Genomic DNA, 17,042 nt, shown 5'->3' with positions numbered 1-17,042 from the left:
CGTAGATTGCGCGGATCCTCCCCGGCTCCGCACAATCATGCCCGAACAGCGTCTGTCCTTCGTTCCCTCCCCATCAACGGCGACCCGCAAGCCGACTGATGCGCTCGCGTCGATCTGGCGTGCCGCTTGGCGCTGGCGCCCCGAACTTTCGACTGAGACGCTGCTGGTGGGTATCGGCGCCTACCTCACCCTGGTAAGCAACACCCCGTTCTGGCGCGCGCTGCTTGCCAGCCGCGGGGGCGAGGGCGGCACCCTGGAATACGTCCTCGCGATCGGCTTGGCGCTCACCGCGCTCAATGTCGTGCTGCTTGCACCGCTGCTCAACCGGTGGACGACCAAGCCGCTGCTGGGCGCCGTGGTCGTGGTCGCCGCGGTGGCGAGCTACTACGCCGGCCAGTTCGGTGTGTATTTCGATCCTGGCATGCTGCGCAACGTGCTGAGCACCAACATCGCCGAAGCGCGCGAGCTGCTCACGGCGGGCTTCTTCCTGAAGGTCGCCGCCCTGGCCCTGCCGCTGCTCTTCGTGCTTCAGCGCGCCCGCCTGCGCCAGCGACCGCCCAAGCGTGCGCTGGCGATTCGCGGCGCCGCCGTCGTGCTCGCGCTGATCGTGGGTGCAGGTGCGCTCGGCAGCGTGTTCAAGGACTTTTCGGGGCAGATGCGCAACCACAAGGAGCTGCGCTACCTGATCACGCCGGCCGCGCCGCTGTGGTCGATCGCCCGCGTGCTGAGCCGTGATGCCCAGGCCGCCAAGCTGCCGCGCCAGCCTGTGGGCACCGATGCCCGCCTGGGCGCGAGCTGGGCCACGTCGAAGAAGCCCGCGTTGTTCGTGATCGTGGTCGGAGAGACCGCGCGCGCGGCCAACTGGGGACTCAGTCGTGGAACTGGGCAGTCGGCAGCCCGCGACACTACTCCAGAGCTCGCTCGCCGCGAGGTCATCAACTTTCACGACGTAACCAGCTGCGGCACCAATACCGAAGTATCGGTACCGTGCATGTTCTCGCTACAGGGGCGGCGCAACTACGACGAGGACGCCATCCGCGGCAGCGAATCGCTACTCGACACCTTGCAGCGCGCCGGCCTGCGCGTGGTGTGGAACGACAACCAGTCGGGCTGCAAGGGCGTATGCGCCGGCGTCGAGACGATGCGCCCCGATCCCGCGGCCCTGCCCGAGCTGTGCGACGGCGAGCGCTGCCTCGACGAGGCGCTGCTCGAGAGCAGCCGCGGCCTGCTGCGCGACGCCAATGGCAATCTCGTGCTCGTGCTGCATCAGCTCGGCAACCACGGCCCAGCCTACTTCCGCCGCTACCCGGCGGCGTTTCGCCGCTTCACGCCGACCTGCGACGACGAGGACCTGTCAAAGTGCAGCCGCGAGCAGATCGCCAACAGCTACGACAACGCCTTGCTGTACACCGACCACATGCTCGCGCGCAGCATCGACCTGCTCAAGGCGTTCGAGCCGCGCTACGACAGCGCGCTGCTCTACGTCTCGGATCACGGCGAGTCGCTTGGCGAGAAAGGCCTCTACCTGCACGGCATGCCATATGCGATTGCACCGACAGAGCAAAAGAAGGTGCCGATGGTGATGTGGCTCTCAGAGGGGTTTGCCGCGCGTAACCAGCTTGATCTCAAGTGCCTGCGTTCTGAGGCAGACAAACCCGTGGCTCACGACCACCTCTTCCATACCGTGCTTGGCTTGCTCGACGTCGACACGGCAGTACGCGATGACGCCCTTGACATCACCACGCCTTGCCGGAGCTGAGCCCATGCCGACGGAACACATCTCCGCCCCGCTTGCCACCTGCAGCCAGGGTTCGTCGCGGGCATGGCTGTGGTCTCAGGCCGCGCTCCTGATCGCAAGCGCACTGACGCTGCTTTGGGTGTTCGAGACCACTGACCTCGACCGCCAATTGGCCGCCTTGCTTTTCGATCGCGAGCTTGATGCTTTTCCGCTGCGTCACGTCTGGTTCCTGGACGCGGTGATGCATAAGGCCGCCAAGCAGGTAAGCTACATCCTCGTCGCGGCCAGCCTCTGGTTGTGCTGGCAAGGCTGGAAGGGCCGCTTCAGCTGGCTACCGCCACGCAACGCCTTGCTCGCCGCAACCGGCATGGTTGCGATCCCCATCGCGACTTCGCTGGGAAAACTGCTGACAGCACGATACTGTCCGTGGGATCTGATCGACTTTGGCGGCTACGCACCGTACCTCGGCCTGTTCGAGGCGGCCCCGCAAGGTATCAAGGCGGGGCAGTGCTTCCCTGCGGGGCATGCGTCGGCAGGTTACCTGTGGATCGTTTGGGCTGTCGCCTTGCGGCCTGCAGGGCTGCGCACCGCCAGGCGCGCACTGCTGGCTGGCCTACTTGCCGGCGGCATCCTGGGCACGACCCGCATGCTGCAGGGCGCACACTTCTTGTCTCACACTCTGTGGACCTTATGGTTGGCCTGGGCCCTGAGCCTGAGCCTTGCTGTTGCCCTACGCGCTGACCTTGCCTTGGGAAATCAGCACAGGGCTTGACTGGATACAGGCGCGGCGACCAGCCACCGAGCACTCCTTTTCGCTCTGACCGTGCGACAGATCTACGTTTGATATCCGTGATCCTCGTCAGAGGATATGAATCCCCGTCGCGCAGTAACGCAAAGTGCTGCACTTGGTGCGAACTCCGGCAGCATGCGCAGCGTGCTCCCGACCATGCTGGGAAGGCCTGACCCATTGAATTCTCTGGCGCGCCCGAGACGATTCGAACGTCCGACCCCTGCCTTCGGAGGGCAGTACTCTATCCAGCTGAGCTACGGGCGCGCGGTGTGCGTGGAAAGACGTCCACGCAAGGCCGGGAAGCATAGCCGCGTTTGCAGGCAAAGTCCATGCCGCACTGCCACAATGGTTTTTACACAGCTATAATCGCGGCTTTAGATCTCGTCTTGCGCCACCAGTCAAAGGATCCAAGCATGTCGAACCAACGCAACCAGCGCCCCGTCCGCCTCGCAATGCCTGTCGTCGCCATGGTCGCAGCCGCGCTGCTGGCGGGCTGTGGCAAGCAGAGCTCCGTCGATCCGGAGCTCACGGCGACCCTGATCCAGCCCGTCGCCCGCGTCGAGATCCAGGCGGTCACGATTACCCCGGGGACGCGGACCGGCGAGCAGATCTACAAGTCGATCTGCGCAGCCTGCCACGACTCGGGCGCCGTGGGCGCACCGAAGACGGGTGACGCCGCTGGCTGGAGCGCCCGTCTCGGCCTGGGCTTCGAGGGCCTGACCGCCTCGGCCATCGCTGGCAAGGGTGCGATGCCCGCACGCGGCGGCGGCAGCGACCTGACCGATACCGAAGTCGCACGCGCAGTGGCCTATCTGGCCAACACGGTCGGCGCCGGCTACACCGAGCCGCCGGTCGAGCAGTAAGACCCGCAGCGGCACCCGACTCGGGACACGCACCGCAGCAACTGAAAGGGCAGCCTCGCGCTGCCCTTTTTTGTGGCTGTCGCTGCGCGCGCAGCCGGTTCAGGCCTTGCCGTCGCGGTTCTCGAACATCGCCATCAGGTTGGCCAGCCGCGCCTTTCCCTCTTCTTTCGACACCGGCTGGGCGGTCTTGCGGTCGTTCATCTTGATGTCGCCGCCCATCTCCGCGATGAAGCGGCTCGGCTCGCAAGGGCGGAACTCCTTGCCCGACTTGCGCCGCTCGCACCAGGTGATGTTGAGGCTGCGCTGGGCGCGGGTGATGCCCACATACATGAGCCGGCGCTCTTCCTCGACCTTGTCCTCGTCGATGCTGCTCTGGTGGGGCAGCAGGCCTTCCTCGACGCCAACCAGGAAGACGTGGGGGAACTCCAGGCCCTTGGAGGCGTGAAGGGTGGCCATCTGGACGCCGTCGAAGTCGGGGTCTTCCTTGTCGAGCATGGACATCAGCGCGATGGTCTGGGTGAGCTCGAGCAGGTTCTTGCCGTCCTCCTCACCCTTGCGGCCCAGCCAGCCGACGAAGTCGCGCACGTTGCTCCACTTGGATTCGGCCTCGCGCGTGTCGCAGTGCTCGAACAGCCAGGCCTCGTAGCGGATGGCGGCCAACAAGTCTTCGAGCAATTGCGCCGCGGGCTCGCGCGGGGCACGGTACTGCAGGCGGTTGATGTAGGCCGCAAACTCCTGCACACCCTGCAGTTGCTTGGCGTTGAGGTGCTGGGTCAGCCCTTCCTCGAACACTGCGGCGAACAGGCTGGACTGGCGATGCCCGGCATAGGCGCCGAGCGCCTCGATGGTGGCGGCACCGATGCCACGGCGCGGGGTGGTGATGGCGCGGATGAAGGCGAGGTCGTCGTCTTCATTGACCAGCAGGCGCAGCCAGGCGATCAGGTCGCGGATCTCGGCCTTGTCGAAGAAGCTCTGCCCGCCCGACATCACATAGGGGATACGGTGGTTGCGCAACTGCTGCTCGATGATGCGCGCCTGATGGTTGCCGCGGTAGAGGATGGCGTAGTCCTTGAAGCGGGTGCGGTGCTCGAACTTGTGCGCGGTGATCTTGGTCGCCACCCATTCGGCCTCGTGCTCGGCGTCGCGGCAGTTGGTGACGACGATCTGCTCGCCCTGGCCGTGCTCGGACCACAGGCGCTTGTCGAAGAGCTTCTCGTTGTTGGCGATGACGGTGTTGGCGGCCTCGAGGATGCGGCGCGAGGAGCGGTAGTTCTGCTCCAGCTTGATGACCCTGAGCTTGGGATAGTCCTGCTGCAGCAGCTTCAGGTTCTCCACATCCGCGCCGCGCCAGGCGTAGATGGCCTGGTCGTCGTCGCCGACCGCGGTGAAGGCGCCGCGCACGCCTGACAGCAACCTCAGCAGCCGGTACTGGGCACGGTTGGTGTCCTGGTATTCGTCCACGAGCAGATAGCGCAGCTTGTTCTGCCAGCGCTCGCGCACCTCGGGGTGCTCGTCGAACAGGCGCACCGGCAGCGAGATGAGGTCGTCGAAGTCCACTGCCTGGTAGGCGCGCAGGGTGCGCTCGTATTCCTTGTAGAGCTTGGCGGCGACCGAAGCGATCTCGCTGTCGGCGAGCTGCGCCGCCTCCTCGGGCGTGATCATCGCGTTCTTCCACGACGAGATCTGCCACTGCATCTGCTTGGCGATGCCCTTGTCGTTATCGCCGGCAACGTCCGACACGATCTGCACGGTATCCGAAGCATCGAGGATGGAGAACTGCGGCTTCAGCCCGCAGTGCTTCGCCTCCTGGCGGATGATGCGCACACCGAGCGCGTGGAAGGTGCATACCGTGAGCCCGCCCGGCGCCCGCCCGCCCATGATGTGGGCGACGCGTTCCTGCATCTCCTTGGCGGCCTTGTTGGTGAAGGTGATGGCGGCGATGTTGGACGGGTTGAGCCCGCACTCGTTGATCAGATGCGCGATCTTGTGCGTGATCACCCGCGTCTTGCCACTGCCGGCGCCGGCCAGCACCAGGCAGGGGCCGTCGAGATAGCGGATCGCTTCGCGCTGGGGCGCGTTGAGGAGGGCGGACATCGTGGCGGCACGGCAAAAAACGAAGCCACCCGGGCGGGTGGCGGAGGCCAATTCTAGCCGATCGCACCCGCCAGGAGCGCCATCGTTACAGATCGAGCGGGACGATCACGTCAAACAGGCACCAAACCTCGGCCAGCCACGCGCCCGGGTCGACAAACGGCTTGTCGAACCCGCATGATCCCGTACTGTCGTACCCAGGGCGGCGTTCCGCTGCCATCGACAGCCCTCCATCATCACCAGCCACTGCCCATGCCCACGACCCGCGCCGTGCTGTTCGCTGCCCTCTCCGCAGCGGCCCTGCTCACCCTGCCACCGCCCGCCGAAGCCCAGCGCGCCGGCAACGTCGGTGGCTGCGACATCCGCCGCGGCACCCTGTGCACCAACATGAACCTGAACGGCGCCGAGCTACCCGGGGTGAATCTCGCCAACTCGCAGTTCACCCGATCGGACCTGTCAGGTGCCAACCTGCGCGGCGCCACGCTCAACGAGGCGAACTTCTCGCAGGCCGAGATGGGCGCGATCGCCCTCGACGGGGCCTCGATGCTGCGCACCAACCTGCGCGGCGCCCGCCTGGGCGATGCCAGCCTCAAGGAGGCGAACCTGCGCAACGCCATCCTGCAGAACGCCGATCTACACGGTGCGGACTTCAGCGCGGCGCAGCTTGGTGGCGCCGACCTGACCAATGCCCGGGCGGAGGGCGCCCGCTTCGACGGCGCCGACCTGCAGCGTGCCAACCTGCGCGCGGCCAAGCTGTCGGGCGCGTCTTTCGCAGGCGCCAACCTGCAGGGCGCCAACTTCACCCGCGCCCAGCTCACCAACGCCGACCTGAGCGGGGCCAACATCGAGCAGGCGATCTTCCTCAACGCCCAGACCGACGGCTGCAAGGGTTGCCCGTGAGCAAGCGAGGAACGACCACCGCGCTGAGCGGGGGACAACTCAGTCGAGCGTGAACTCGAAGGTGCTGACCACGCGCAAACGCTTGCCGATGGTGCGCGAGCTGTCCATCTCCGAGCCGTCGTCGTCGAGGATGCGGATCGTGCCCTGGTTGGCACTGCGCAAGGCACCGAGCCTTGCGCCAGCGTCAGCGGCAAACTTGCGTGCCTGTTCGCGGGCGCTGAGGGTGGCTTCCTCGAGCAGCATCGGCTTGACGTCGTTGAAGCCGCGCAGCTGATACAGCGGCGCGCCGTCGCCGCCTTCTCCGCCAAGCTGGATGCCGGCCTCGATGAGCGGATCGACCCGGTTCGACGACGCCGCCACCAGGTCTACGCGCGCCGACTTGACCACCACCTGTCCGCGGCCGTTGAAGCGCAGGGCAACCTGATCGGGACCATACTCGCGCGCGAGCAGGTCCTGCACCTGCAGGGGGCGGGCGTCGATCTCGTCGTCGGTGAAACCCTGCGCGCGCAGGAAGGCGAGCACGCGCTCACGATCGGCGGTGAGTGCCTGTTGCACGCGTCCGAAGTCGTTGTCGGCGCGGCGGAAGGCGAGGGTCCACACCGCAAAGTCGCTCTTGACGTCGCGCTCGGCGAGACCCTTCACGGTGATGGTGCGCTCGGCCATGCGAAAGCGCTCGATGCCCTTTGCCACCTGCATGCCGGCAAAGCCGATGCCGATGGCCAGGATCAGCGCCGGGAGGACCCCGATCCGGCTGTCGGCCATGATTACACTACGCCTGCGCCGTGCGCCTGCTGGTCGGCCCAGTAGCTCGAACGCACCATCGGACCGCAGGCGGCGTTCTTGAAGCCCATCTTCAGCGCTTCGGTTTCGAACATCTTGAAGGTGTCCGGATGCACGTAGCGCAGCACCGGCAGGTGGCCACCGGAGGGTTGCAGGTACTGGCCGATGGTGAGCATCTCGACGTCGTGGGCGCGCATGTCGCGCATGACCTCGAGGATCTCGTCGTCGGTCTCGCCCAGGCCCACCATGAGCCCGGACTTGGTCGGCACCTCGGGATGACGGGCCTTGAACTCCTTGAGCAGCTTGAGCGAGTAGGCATAGTCTGAGCCGGGGCGCGCCTGCTTGTAGAGGCGCGGCACGGTCTCGAGGTTGTGGTTCATGACGTCGGGCGGGGCGGCGTCGAAGATGTCGAGTGCGATCTCCATGCGGCCGCGGAAGTCCGGCACCAGCACCTCGATGGTGGTCTTGGGCGACACCGCACGCGTCTCGCGGATGCAGTCGACGAAGTGCTGGGCGCCGCCGTCGCGCAGGTCGTCGCGGTCCACCGAGGTGATGACGACGTAGTTCAGGCGCATCGCGGCGATGGTGCGGGCCAGGTCGATCGGCTCATTCGGATTGAGCGGATCGGGACGGCCGTGGCCGACGTCGCAGAACGGGCAGCGCCGCGTACAGATGTCGCCCATGATCATGAAGGTGGCCGTGCCCTTGCCGAAGCATTCATGGATGTTCGGGCACGAGGCTTCCTCGCATACCGTATGGAGCTTGTGCTCGCGCAGCGTCTCCTTGATCTCGTTGAAGCGCTCGGCTTCCTGGCCGGCACCGAGCTTGATGCGGATCCAGTCGGGCTTCTTGAGGCGTTCGGCGGGGACGATCTTGATCGGGATGCGGGCGGTCTTGTCTGCGCCGCGCTGCTTGCGCACTGGGGTTTCCATGGTCGCTGTTCTCTGTGGGTTCGGCGTGGGACGCGCTGGGGGAGCGGGGGATTATGAACCGGAGCGCGTCGCTTAGACAGCCTGCTCGGCGCGATGTGCAGTATCGGTGGCGCCAGCGGTATCCGCCAACGGCGGCAGCAGACGCTGCAGATGAGCGAGCAGGACTTCGCCGACCTCCTCCACGCTGGCCTCGATGCCGAAATCGCGCATGCGGATCGTCTTCAGGCCTTCGTAGCCGCAAGGGTTGATCCAGCCGAAGGGGGCGAGGTCGGCATCGACGTTGATGGCGAGGCCGTGGTAACTGCAGCCGTTCCTGACCCGCAGGCCAAGCGCGGCGATCTTGTCGCCTGCGACGTACACACCGGGCGCGCCGTCCTTGCGCTCGGCATGCAAGCCATAACCGGCCAGGGTGTCGATGATGGCCTGCTCCATCAGATGCACCAGTTCGCGCACCTTGAGCCGGCGCCGGTGCAGGTCCAGCAACAGGTAGGCTACCAGCTGGCCGGGACCGTGGTAGGTGATCTGCCCGCCGCGGTCGATGTGCACCAGCGGGATGGCGGCCGGATTCTGCAGCAGATGCTCGGGCTTGCCCGCCTGGCCCAGGGTGTACACCGGCGGGTGCTGCAACAGCCAGATCTCGTCGGGGGTGTCGGCGCCGCGTTCGGCAGTGAACACGCGCATGGCCTCGAGCGCCGGCGCGTACTCCACCAGGCCGAGGCGCTTGACGATCACAGCACCACCTTGACCATCGGGTGCGAGGTGAGCTCGCGGTACAGGGCGTCGACCTGCGCCTGGGACACGGCACGGAAGGTGCAGGTCACGGCCAGGTAGTTGCCCTTGCTCGAGGGCCGCATCTCGGCACCTGCGGGGTCGAAGTCGGGCGCATGGCGCAGCACGACATCGGTGACCGCCTGGGCAAAGCCATCCACGCGCACACCCATCACCTTGATGGGGAAGCTGCAGGGGTATTCGATCAGGGTCTGGCGCGTCTGCGCGCCGGGAGCGTCAGCCATTTCGCATCACCGTAAGCTTGAAGTCCTGGTACCAGGCGTACATCTGGCGGCCCATCGGGCCAGGCTCGCCGCTGCCCACCGGGCGGCCGTCGAGCGTGGTGATGGGCAGCACCTCCTTGGTGGAGGAGGTCATCCACAACTCGTCGGCGCTGCGCACCTCGGCTTCAAGCACCTCGCGCACCTCATGCCGCATGTCGCGGCTGCGGGCGAGTTCGAGCACCACGTCGTAGGTGATGCCGGGCAGCATGAGGTGGCTCTTGGGCGGCACCAGCAGCACACCGTCCTTGCACACGAAGATGCTGGAGGCGGCACCTTCGGTGAGGAAACTGTCGCGGAACAGCACGGTCTCCGCGCAGCCATTGTCGATCGCGTGCTGGCGCAGCAGACAGTTGGCCAGCATCGATACGGTCTTGAGGTCGCAGCGCAGCCAGCGGATGTCGGCCGCGCTCACCGCCGCGACACCGCGCGCGAGCTGCTCGGCGCCCGGCGTGACCAGCGGCTCGCTCATCAGGAAGACGGTGGGCTGGATTTCGGGGCCGGGGAAGGCGTGGTTGCGCTTGCTGTCGGCGCCGCGCGTCACCTGCAGGTAGACCGACTGGTCCTCCCACGGGTTGCGGGCGACGATCTCGCCGATGATCGCCTTCCAAGCCGGTGCCGTATGGGGGTTGTTCAGCCGCATCGCCGCCAGCGTGCTGGCCAGGCGGGCGACGTGCTCATCGACGCGGAAGGGCCGCCGCGAGTACACCGGGATGACCTCGTAGGCGCCATCGCCGAACAGGAAGCCGCGGTCCATCGGCGACACACGCGCCTCGGCAAGCGGGAGGTACTGGCCATTGACGAAAGCAGTCACCATCGTGGGGTCTCCAACTGAGAGGCTCGCGCCGATCACAGGCGCTTGAACAACATCACGATCGCATCCCACAGGCGGCCGAAGAAACCGGCCACCGGTACGTCCTGGAGGGCAAGCACAGGATACTGGCCGATCTGCTCGCCATCGATCCGCAGCGACAGCACGCCCACCTCCTGGCCCTTCTCGATCGGCGCGACGAGCGGCTGGCGGCTCTCCAGCGTGACCTGGATCTTGTCGGCCGATTCCTTGGGCAGCGACATCACGAAGTCGGTGGTGAAGCCCACCGGCAGCTCGTTCACCTTGCCCTTCCAGACGCGGAACTGCGACAGCGCCTCCTCGGCCTTGTAGAGCTTGACCGTGTCGTAGAACTGGAAGCCGAAATTGAGCAGCTTGAGCGACTCCTGCGCACGCACGGTGTCCGAGGCGGCGCCGAGCACGACCGCCACCAGGCGGCGGGGGCCGCGCTCGGCAGTGGACACCAGGCAGTAGCCGGCCGTGCTGGTGTGGCCGGTCTTCATGCCATCGACGGTGGGGTCCATGTACAGCAGGCGGTTGCGGTTGGGCTGGCGGATGTTGTTGTAGGTGAACTCCTTCATCGAGTACAGGCTGAAGTACTCGGGGAAGTCGCGGATGATCGCGCTCGCCAGCAGGGCAAGGTCGTTGGCGGTGGTGTAGAGCTGCGGATCGGGCAGGCCGGTGGAGTTGGTGAAGTTGGTGTTGCGCATGCCCAGGCGCTGGGCCTCGCGATTCATGAGCGCCGCGAAGGCCTCCTCGCTGCCGGCGATCAGCTCGGAGATGGCGACGCAGGCGTCGTTGCCCGACTGCACGATGATGCCCTTGATCAGCTCATCGACCGTGACCTCCTTGCGCGGCTCGATGAACATGCGCGAGCCCTCCATGCGCCATGCACGCTCGGACACCGGCACCACCTGATCGGCGCCGATCGTGCCCGCCTTGAGCGCCGAGAAGGTGAGATAGGCCGTCATCAGCTTGGTGAGCGAGGCCGGCTCGATGCGGGTGTCCGCATCTTTGGCGACCAGGGTCTGGCCGGTGGCGTGGTCCGCCAGGACCCAGGCATTGGCGGCCAGCACCGGCGGCGGCACGGACTGCGCAAGTGCAGTCAACGAAAACAGCGAGACAAGAACGGCGATCAGAAAACGCATGACGAAACCCGGGGAATGGAAGAAGGAAGACGCGGGGCGGCACGAGCGGCTCGGCGCGGGGCCCTGTCGGCCCCACTGGCTGGCTGGCCCCGGCGCAGCGGCCCAATTATAGGCGCCGGTCGATGACAGACCCAAAACGAAAGGCTTTGTTGCATCCCGCCTGCCGCGCTGGCTCAGCGCACCACCACGAAGGGCTTGAGCTTGAGCAGGCTGCCCATGCGCTCGGCGGCGCTGCGTGCCGCATCGACCGACTCGTAGGGACCGGCATGGAGCCGGAAGCGTTCGCCGTCGGCGAGCAGCTCGAAGCGCTCGGCCAGCGCCGCCGCCCTGCCCTGCACGGTGTCGCGGAAACCCTCGGCGTTGGCGTAGGACGCGAAGGCGCCGAGCTGCAGGAAGATGCCGCCGCTGGCCGATGCGATGGGCGGCACCAGCCCGCCGGCGCCATCGGCCGTTGCGAGTGCGGCGGACGTCGGCGCCGGCGCTGTGCTGCCCTGCATGTCGACCGCTGACGCGGCCGGCGCGGGCAGGGGCTCGAGCGCACGTGCGGCCAGCGCCGGTTCGCCGGCAGCGACCACGCCCTCGTCGGCGCGCGCAGCGAGCGGCGGTACCGGCCGCGTGCTCGCCACCAGGGGAGCCTCGTCGGGCAGGATCTGCTCGACCTCCACCTGCGCGCTGCCGGCGTTGATATAGCCCAGACGGTGCGCAGCAGCGTACGACAGGTCGATGACACGGCCGCGCAGGAAGGGGCCGCGGTCATTGACCCGCACCACCACCGAACGCCCGTTGTCGAGATGGGTGACGCGCACGTAGCTCGGGATCGGCAGCGTCGGGTGCGCAGCGGTCATGGCGTACATGTCGTAGGGCTCGCCGCTCGAGGTCGGCCGGCCGTGGAAGCGCCGTCCGTACCAGCTCGCGTGGCCACGCTGGCGGAAAGGGCGCACTTCGGTCACCGGCACGAAGCTCTGCCCCATCACGTGGTAAGGCCTGTTGGCAAAGCGGTGCAGAGGCTCCGCGCGAGGCTCGGCATCGGGGATGTTGTCGAGGTCGTCGGGCAACACGTCGTCGGGACCGTCGTCCAGGTAATAGCCTCCGCCACGCGTCGCGCGCGCCGGTGCTGGCGCGCGCGCAGCCGGCTGCGTCGTCGGCGCGCTGGCGACCGGTTCGTCGCCCTGTCTGGGGGTCGAGCCGCAACCGGAGAGCAAACCGGCGAACAGGGCCAGGCAGAACGACAGGGGCAGGAGCCGGCTGCCGGCAGCGCGCGCGGCACCGGCAGGGGAGGTCGAAGGCGTCGGATTCATCTTTCCGTCCGAAGGTCAGGTCTTGTCTGCAAAGCGGCTGCGCTGGATGCTCATCAGGATACCGATGCCCAGACAGAGCGTGACCAGTGCAGTTCCGCCATAACTGATGAAGGGCAGTGGCACGCCCACTACGGGCAGGATGCCGCTGACCATGCCCATGTTCACGAAGGCGTAGGTAAACAGGATCATCGTGATTGCGCCGGCCAGCAGCCGCGTCGCATGGGTCGGCGCGTTGGCGGCAATGTGAAAGCCGCGCAGCAGCATGAGCACGTACACGACGAGCAGGGCCACCGCACCGATCAGGCCGAACTCCTCGGCGAGCACGGCGAAGATGAAGTCGGTGTGGCGCTCGGGCAGGAAGGCGAGGTGGGTCTGGGTGCCATCCATCCAACCCTTGCCCATGAGGCCGCCCGAGCCGATCGCGATCGTCGACTGGATGATGTGGAAGCCCTTGCCGAGCGGGTCGCGGGTGGGGTCGAGCAGGGTGCACACGCGCTGCTTCTGGTACTCGCGCAGCACCTGCCAGTCCACTTCGGGCTGGCACAGCGTGTCGCCGAAGGCGACGATCGAGCCCAGGCCGATCACGCCGGCGACCACCAGCGGAATGATCAGCTTCCACGACAGCCCGGCGAAGAAGATCACGAAGATACCCGAGGCCGCCACCAGCAGGCTGGTACCCAGGTCGGGCTGGATCAAGATCAGCGCCACGGGGGCCACGAGCAATGCCGCCGCGACGCAAAAATCCAGCGCCCGCGTCTGGGCCTCGCGCTGCTGGAAGAACCAGGCCAGCATCAACGGCATGGCGATCTTCATCAGTTCCGAGGGCTGGATACGTGCCACGCCCAGGTCCAGCCAGCGCTGCGCCCCCTTCGACACCTCGCCGAACAGGTCCACCGCGATCAGCAGCAACACGCCCAGCACGTAGAGTGGCACCGCCAGCGCGAGCAGGCGCTGCGGCTTGAGCAGCGCCAACGCCCACATGCCCAGCAGCGCGATGGCGAAATGGGTGAGTTGCGAATCGACACGCTCGGGCGAGGCGCTCTGCATCAGGACGTGGGCGCTCGCCAGCAGCACGGCGAGCAGCACCAGCAGCACCGGGTCGAGCGGGCGAACGGCGGCGCGCAGCAGCGCGAACGGATTGAAGCGGGTCTCGTTCATCGCGTCACCCTCGTCGGCTGCCCAGGCACCAATGCTGCCTGCGGCACGGCGGGCGCAGCAGGTTCGCGCGGCGGCGGATCACCCTCGCCGGTACGCGCCGGCGCTGTGCCATTGGCCGCATCCTCGGACTCGGTGGCGTTGTCGTCTTCCGCTGCAGGCGCACCTGCGCGCTGGTCGAGCAGGTAGTAGTCGATCACCTGGCGGGCAATGGGTGCAGCCGACTGCGAGCCGAAGCCGCCGTTCTCGACCAGCACGGCAAGCGCGATCTTGGGGTTCTCGGCGGGCGCGTAGGCGACGAACCAGGAGTGGTCGCGCAGGCGCTCGCGCACGTTCTTCTCGACATAGCGCTGGCCGCGCAGCGAGAACACCTGGGCGGTACCGGTCTTGCCGCCAACGCTGTAGGGCGCACCCTGGAAGGCCCGCCGCCCGGTGCCGCTCTTGTTTACATCCACCATGGCGTCCAGCACGGCCTTGAGATGCGCCTGCTTGAGCGGGATCTCGCGCAGCGGCTCGGGCTCGATCGCCCGCCGCTCGCCGGTACGCGAATCGACCACGTACTTGACCACGTGCGGGCGGAACAGCTTGCCGTCATTGACCAGGGCTGCCATCGCGTTGGCGAGCTGCAGCGGCGTGAAGGCGTTGTAGCCCTGGCCGATGCCGACCGAGATGGTCTCGCCCGCGTACCAGCGCTGTTGCTCGGGCTTGCGGAAGCGGTTGCGCTTCCATTCCGGGGACGGCAGCACACCGATGGCTTCGCCCGGCAGGTCGATGCCGGTGCGATCACCGAAGCCGAAGGGCGCCATGAAGCTGGCGATGCCCTCGATGCCGAGCTCGTTGGCGAGCTGGTAGTAGTAGGTGTTGCACGACACCACGATCGACTTGTGCAGGTCGACCATGCCGTGGCCGCCGATCTTGTCATCCATGAAGCGATGGCCGCCGAAGTTGAAATAACCGACGTCGTGGATTGCCTGCCTCGCCGTGCGCTTGCCGGTTTCCAGCCCGGCGAGCGCCATGAAGGGCTTGAAGGTGGAGCCTGGCGGATAGGTGGAGTAGATGGCGCGGTGCAGCAGGGGATGGTCGGGCGACTCGTTGAGCGCGCGCCAGTCCTGCGTGGAGATGCCATCGACGAAGAGGTTGGGGTCGTAGGTCGGCATCGATACCAGGGCGAGCACGCCGCCGGTGGAGGGCTCGATCGCCACCAGCGCACCGCGGCGGTCGCCGAAGGCAGTCTCGGCCACCCGCTGCAACTCGATGTCCAGGGTAAGCTCGAGATCGTTGCCCGAACTGGCCGGGGTGTGGGACAGCGCGCGCACCGCACGCCCGCTGGCGTTGACTTCGACCTGCTCGACGCCGGTGGTGCCATGCAGTTCGGCCTCGTAGGACTGTTCCAGGCCGGCCTTGCCGATGTGCAGGGTGCCGCGATAGTTGGCGGTCTGGCCGCGCTCCTCGATGCGCTCGACGTCGCGCTCGTTGATGCGGCCGATGTAGCCCACCACATGCGCCGCGGTCGTGCCCTGGGGGTAGTCGCGCAGCAGGCGGGCACGCACATCCACCCCGGGCAGGCGGTAGCGCTGCGACACCACACGCGCCACCTCCTCGTCGGTGAGCCGGCTGCGCACCGGCACGCTCTCGAAGTTGCGACTCTCCTCGAACAGCTTGCGGAAGCGGCGCAGGTCGCGGGGCTCGATCGGCACCAGGGTGGAAAGCTCGGCCAGCGTCCCCTCGAGGTCGCGCACCTCGGAAGGCATGATCTCCAGGGTGTAGGTGGCGTAGTTGCGCGCCAGCACGACGCCGTTGCGGTCGACAATGGTGCCGCGGTGCGGCACCACCGGCAGCAGCGCGATGCGGTTGTCTTCGGCGCGGGTCAGGAAGTAGTCGTGACGCTGGACCTGCAGGAAGTGGAAGCGTGCCGCGAGCAGGCCGAGGCAGATGAGGACGAACACGGCCGCCACCACTACACGCAGCCTGAAGCGGGCAAGATCGGCGGCCGGTGTGCGAAACTCGGTCATCGGCGCCCCGCCTCAGATGGGGCGATTGTCATCGCGCTCCACCGGCTGGTATTGCGGCAGCAGCAGCAGGAAGGACAGCGGCGCCCACAGCAGCGCACTGCTGAAGCTCGACAGGAAATAGGACCAGCCGGGGAACTCCCCTCCCGCCAGCAGGCGTACCGCCATCATCAGGAGCTGCGCCAGCAGCAGCAGGGGCAGCACATGCAGCGCCTGCTGCCACGACGGGAACCACAGCACGCGGCGCGCCAGGGTGTTGGCAAGGTAGGCGAGCACCACGTAGGCCAGCGCATGCTGGCCCATGGCCGCGCCCAGGCCGACATCGACCAGCAGGCCAAACACGAAGCCCACGCCCATGCCGATGCGCAGCGGCTCGCGCACGCACCAGAAGGCGAGCACCAGCGCCACCCAGTCGGGCAGGCCGGGGGTGCGGCCAGTCGGGATGTATTCGAGGCCCAGTGCCGCGAACAGGCTCAGGTAAACGAACCAGAGCTTGACCGGCAGCAGGATGCGGCTGGAGCGGTTGGTCGGCTGCATGGCTCAGCGCCTCCCTTCGGGCTCGGAGGCCGGGGGCGGAGGCGGATACGCCGCACGCCCCACCACCAGCACCTGCACACTGCGCTCGATGGCGGCGAGCGGTTCGCAGTCGATGCGGGCAAAGGCATCGGCCTCGCGATTGACGCTGAGCACCTTCGCCACCGGCAGGCCCGGCACATAGACGCCGTCCAGGCCGGACGTCACCAGCTGGTCGCCGGGCTGAATATCGACGTCGGCCAGCACATGACGCATCTCCAGGCTGCCGCGACCGGTGCCGTAGAGCACGCCGCGCACGCCGTTGCGCACCACGCTCACCGGAATCGACTGGCGACGGTCGGTGAGCAGCGTCACCTCGGACTGGATCGGATGCACACGCGTGACCTGCCCGATGACGCCCTGGGCATCGACCACCGCCAGCCCCGGCTCCACGCCCTGCTGCGCGCCGCGATCGAGGATGACCTTGCGTGCGAAGGGGTCGGGCGCGTTGTAGAGGATGTCGGCGGCGACGCTGCGTACGGCGATGCGCTGCGACATCTCGAGCAGGCCGCGCAGCTCGGCGTTCTCGCGCTCGAGATGGTCGAAGCGCAACAGGCGCTCACCGACGTCGAGCTGGTGGCGGCGCAGCTCGGCGTTCTCGAGCTGGACGTCGATCAGGGTGCCGAAGTAGCGCGCGGCATTGCGCACCACGTCGGCCGGCGTGGAGGCCGCCATCTGCAGCGGATAGGTGATCACCGACAGGCCGTTGCGCACCACCTCGAGGTAGCGGAAGCGCAGGTCGGCCACCAGCAGCACCAGGCACAGGGCGACGAACATGAACAGGCGCGCCAGGGGGGCCAGGCCGCGCTTGAAGATCGGAGGAGGCTGATGGCCGACGAAAGACATCCGCTAGAAACCAGGGCCGTCAGGTTGAGGCGCGAAGCCGG

The 17,042-nt window shown here is 67.2% G+C and carries 16 protein-coding genes and 1 tRNA gene; 4 read left to right on the top strand and 13 right to left on the bottom strand.

The features are described 5' to 3' along the window. Positions 1-37 precede the first annotated feature (37 nt). Together B447_RS06145 and B447_RS06140 are read left to right on the top strand one after the other, a co-directional pair. Complete coding sequence (locus tag B447_RS06145) at positions 38-1,759, top strand: phosphoethanolamine transferase (RefSeq protein WP_002937676.1); 1,722 nt, start codon at positions 38-40, stop codon at positions 1,757-1,759. 4 nt (positions 1,760-1,763) lie between these two features. Continuing rightward, positions 1,764-2,510 carry a phosphatase PAP2 family protein gene (locus B447_RS06140; RefSeq protein WP_002937675.1) on the top strand — a complete coding sequence of 249 codons (747 nt, stop codon included), beginning with the start codon at positions 1,764-1,766 and terminating at the stop codon, positions 2,508-2,510. A gap of 205 nt (positions 2,511-2,715) precedes the next feature. Here the strand turns inward: B447_RS06140 and B447_RS06135 are convergent. Next, positions 2,716-2,792: transfer RNA gene (locus B447_RS06135), tRNA-Arg, on the bottom strand. Positions 2,793-2,941: 149 nt separating this feature from the next. Between B447_RS06135 and B447_RS06130 the strand changes: the two genes are divergently transcribed. Further along, the gene (locus B447_RS06130; protein ID WP_002937674.1) at positions 2,942-3,391 is read left to right on the top strand and encodes a c-type cytochrome; all 450 of its coding nucleotides are present in this window, start codon (positions 2,942-2,944) and stop codon (positions 3,389-3,391) included. A 99-nt stretch (positions 3,392-3,490) separates the two neighbouring features. On the opposite strand, the gene B447_RS06125 is transcribed toward B447_RS06130, so the two are convergent. Beyond that, positions 3,491-5,485 (bottom strand): UvrD-helicase domain-containing protein, encoded by a 1,995-nt coding sequence (locus tag B447_RS06125; protein ID WP_002925371.1) that lies wholly within the window; start codon positions 5,483-5,485, stop codon positions 3,491-3,493. A 249-nt stretch (positions 5,486-5,734) separates the two neighbouring features. Between B447_RS06125 and B447_RS06120 the strand changes: the two genes are divergently transcribed. After that, positions 5,735-6,382 (top strand): pentapeptide repeat-containing protein, encoded by a 648-nt coding sequence (locus tag B447_RS06120; RefSeq protein ID WP_002937673.1) that lies wholly within the window; start codon positions 5,735-5,737, stop codon positions 6,380-6,382. Between the two features lie 39 nt (positions 6,383-6,421). Here B447_RS06120 and B447_RS06115 read toward each other — a convergent pair whose 3' ends face one another. From B447_RS06115 to mreC, 11 genes are all read right to left on the bottom strand, one after another. After that, on the bottom strand, positions 6,422-7,144 hold the full coding sequence (locus tag B447_RS06115; protein WP_002925373.1) for an SIMPL domain-containing protein: 723 nt from the start codon (positions 7,142-7,144) through the stop codon (positions 6,422-6,424). A gap of 2 nt (positions 7,145-7,146) precedes the next feature. After that, positions 7,147-8,094, bottom strand: a complete 948-nt coding sequence (gene lipA / locus B447_RS06110; RefSeq protein WP_002925374.1) for a lipoyl synthase — start codon at positions 8,092-8,094, stop codon at positions 7,147-7,149. 72 nt (positions 8,095-8,166) lie between these two features. After that, positions 8,167-8,826, bottom strand: a complete 660-nt coding sequence (lipB, locus tag B447_RS06105; RefSeq protein WP_002925375.1) for a lipoyl(octanoyl) transferase LipB — start codon at positions 8,824-8,826, stop codon at positions 8,167-8,169. Further along, entirely contained in the window at positions 8,823-9,107 is a 285-nt protein-coding gene (locus tag B447_RS06100; RefSeq protein WP_002925378.1) for a YbeD family protein, read from the bottom strand. Before B447_RS06100 ends, lipB begins: the two co-directional genes overlap by 4 nt. Next, positions 9,100-9,960, bottom strand: coding sequence for a D-amino acid aminotransferase (locus B447_RS06095; protein ID WP_002937670.1), 861 nt, complete (start codon positions 9,958-9,960; stop codon positions 9,100-9,102). Before B447_RS06095 ends, B447_RS06100 begins: the two co-directional genes overlap by 8 nt. 32 nt (positions 9,961-9,992) lie before the next feature. Continuing rightward, positions 9,993-11,120: a D-alanyl-D-alanine carboxypeptidase family protein gene (locus B447_RS06090; protein WP_002937669.1), complete on the bottom strand. Its 1,128-nt coding sequence runs from the start codon at positions 11,118-11,120 to the stop codon at positions 9,993-9,995. Positions 11,121-11,293: 173 nt separating this feature from the next. Next, the gene (locus tag B447_RS06085; protein ID WP_002925387.1) at positions 11,294-12,418 is read right to left on the bottom strand and encodes a septal ring lytic transglycosylase RlpA family protein; all 1,125 of its coding nucleotides are present in this window, start codon (positions 12,416-12,418) and stop codon (positions 11,294-11,296) included. Between the two features lie 15 nt (positions 12,419-12,433). Then, a complete protein-coding gene (gene rodA, locus B447_RS06080) occupies positions 12,434-13,576 on the bottom strand; it encodes a rod shape-determining protein RodA (RefSeq protein WP_002937668.1) in 1,143 nt (380 codons plus the stop codon). After that, on the bottom strand, positions 13,573-15,585 hold the full coding sequence (mrdA, locus tag B447_RS06075; RefSeq protein WP_002925393.1) for a penicillin-binding protein 2: 2,013 nt from the start codon (positions 15,583-15,585) through the stop codon (positions 13,573-13,575). Before mrdA ends, rodA begins: the two co-directional genes overlap by 4 nt. A gap of 12 nt (positions 15,586-15,597) precedes the next feature. After that, on the bottom strand, positions 15,598-16,119 hold the full coding sequence (mreD, locus tag B447_RS06070) for a rod shape-determining protein MreD (RefSeq protein ID WP_002925394.1): 522 nt from the start codon (positions 16,117-16,119) through the stop codon (positions 15,598-15,600). A gap of 3 nt (positions 16,120-16,122) precedes the next feature. Continuing rightward, the gene (gene mreC / locus B447_RS06065) at positions 16,123-17,001 is read right to left on the bottom strand and encodes a rod shape-determining protein MreC (protein WP_002925397.1); all 879 of its coding nucleotides are present in this window, start codon (positions 16,999-17,001) and stop codon (positions 16,123-16,125) included. Between the last annotated feature and the right edge of the window lie 41 nt (positions 17,002-17,042).

The organism is Thauera sp. 27 (assembly GCF_000310125.2).
GTDB lineage: Bacteria > Pseudomonadota > Gammaproteobacteria > Burkholderiales > Rhodocyclaceae > Thauera > Thauera mechernichensis.
The sequence above is the reverse complement of the archived record's forward strand: the minus strand, read 5'-3'. Positions and strand labels throughout refer to the sequence as shown.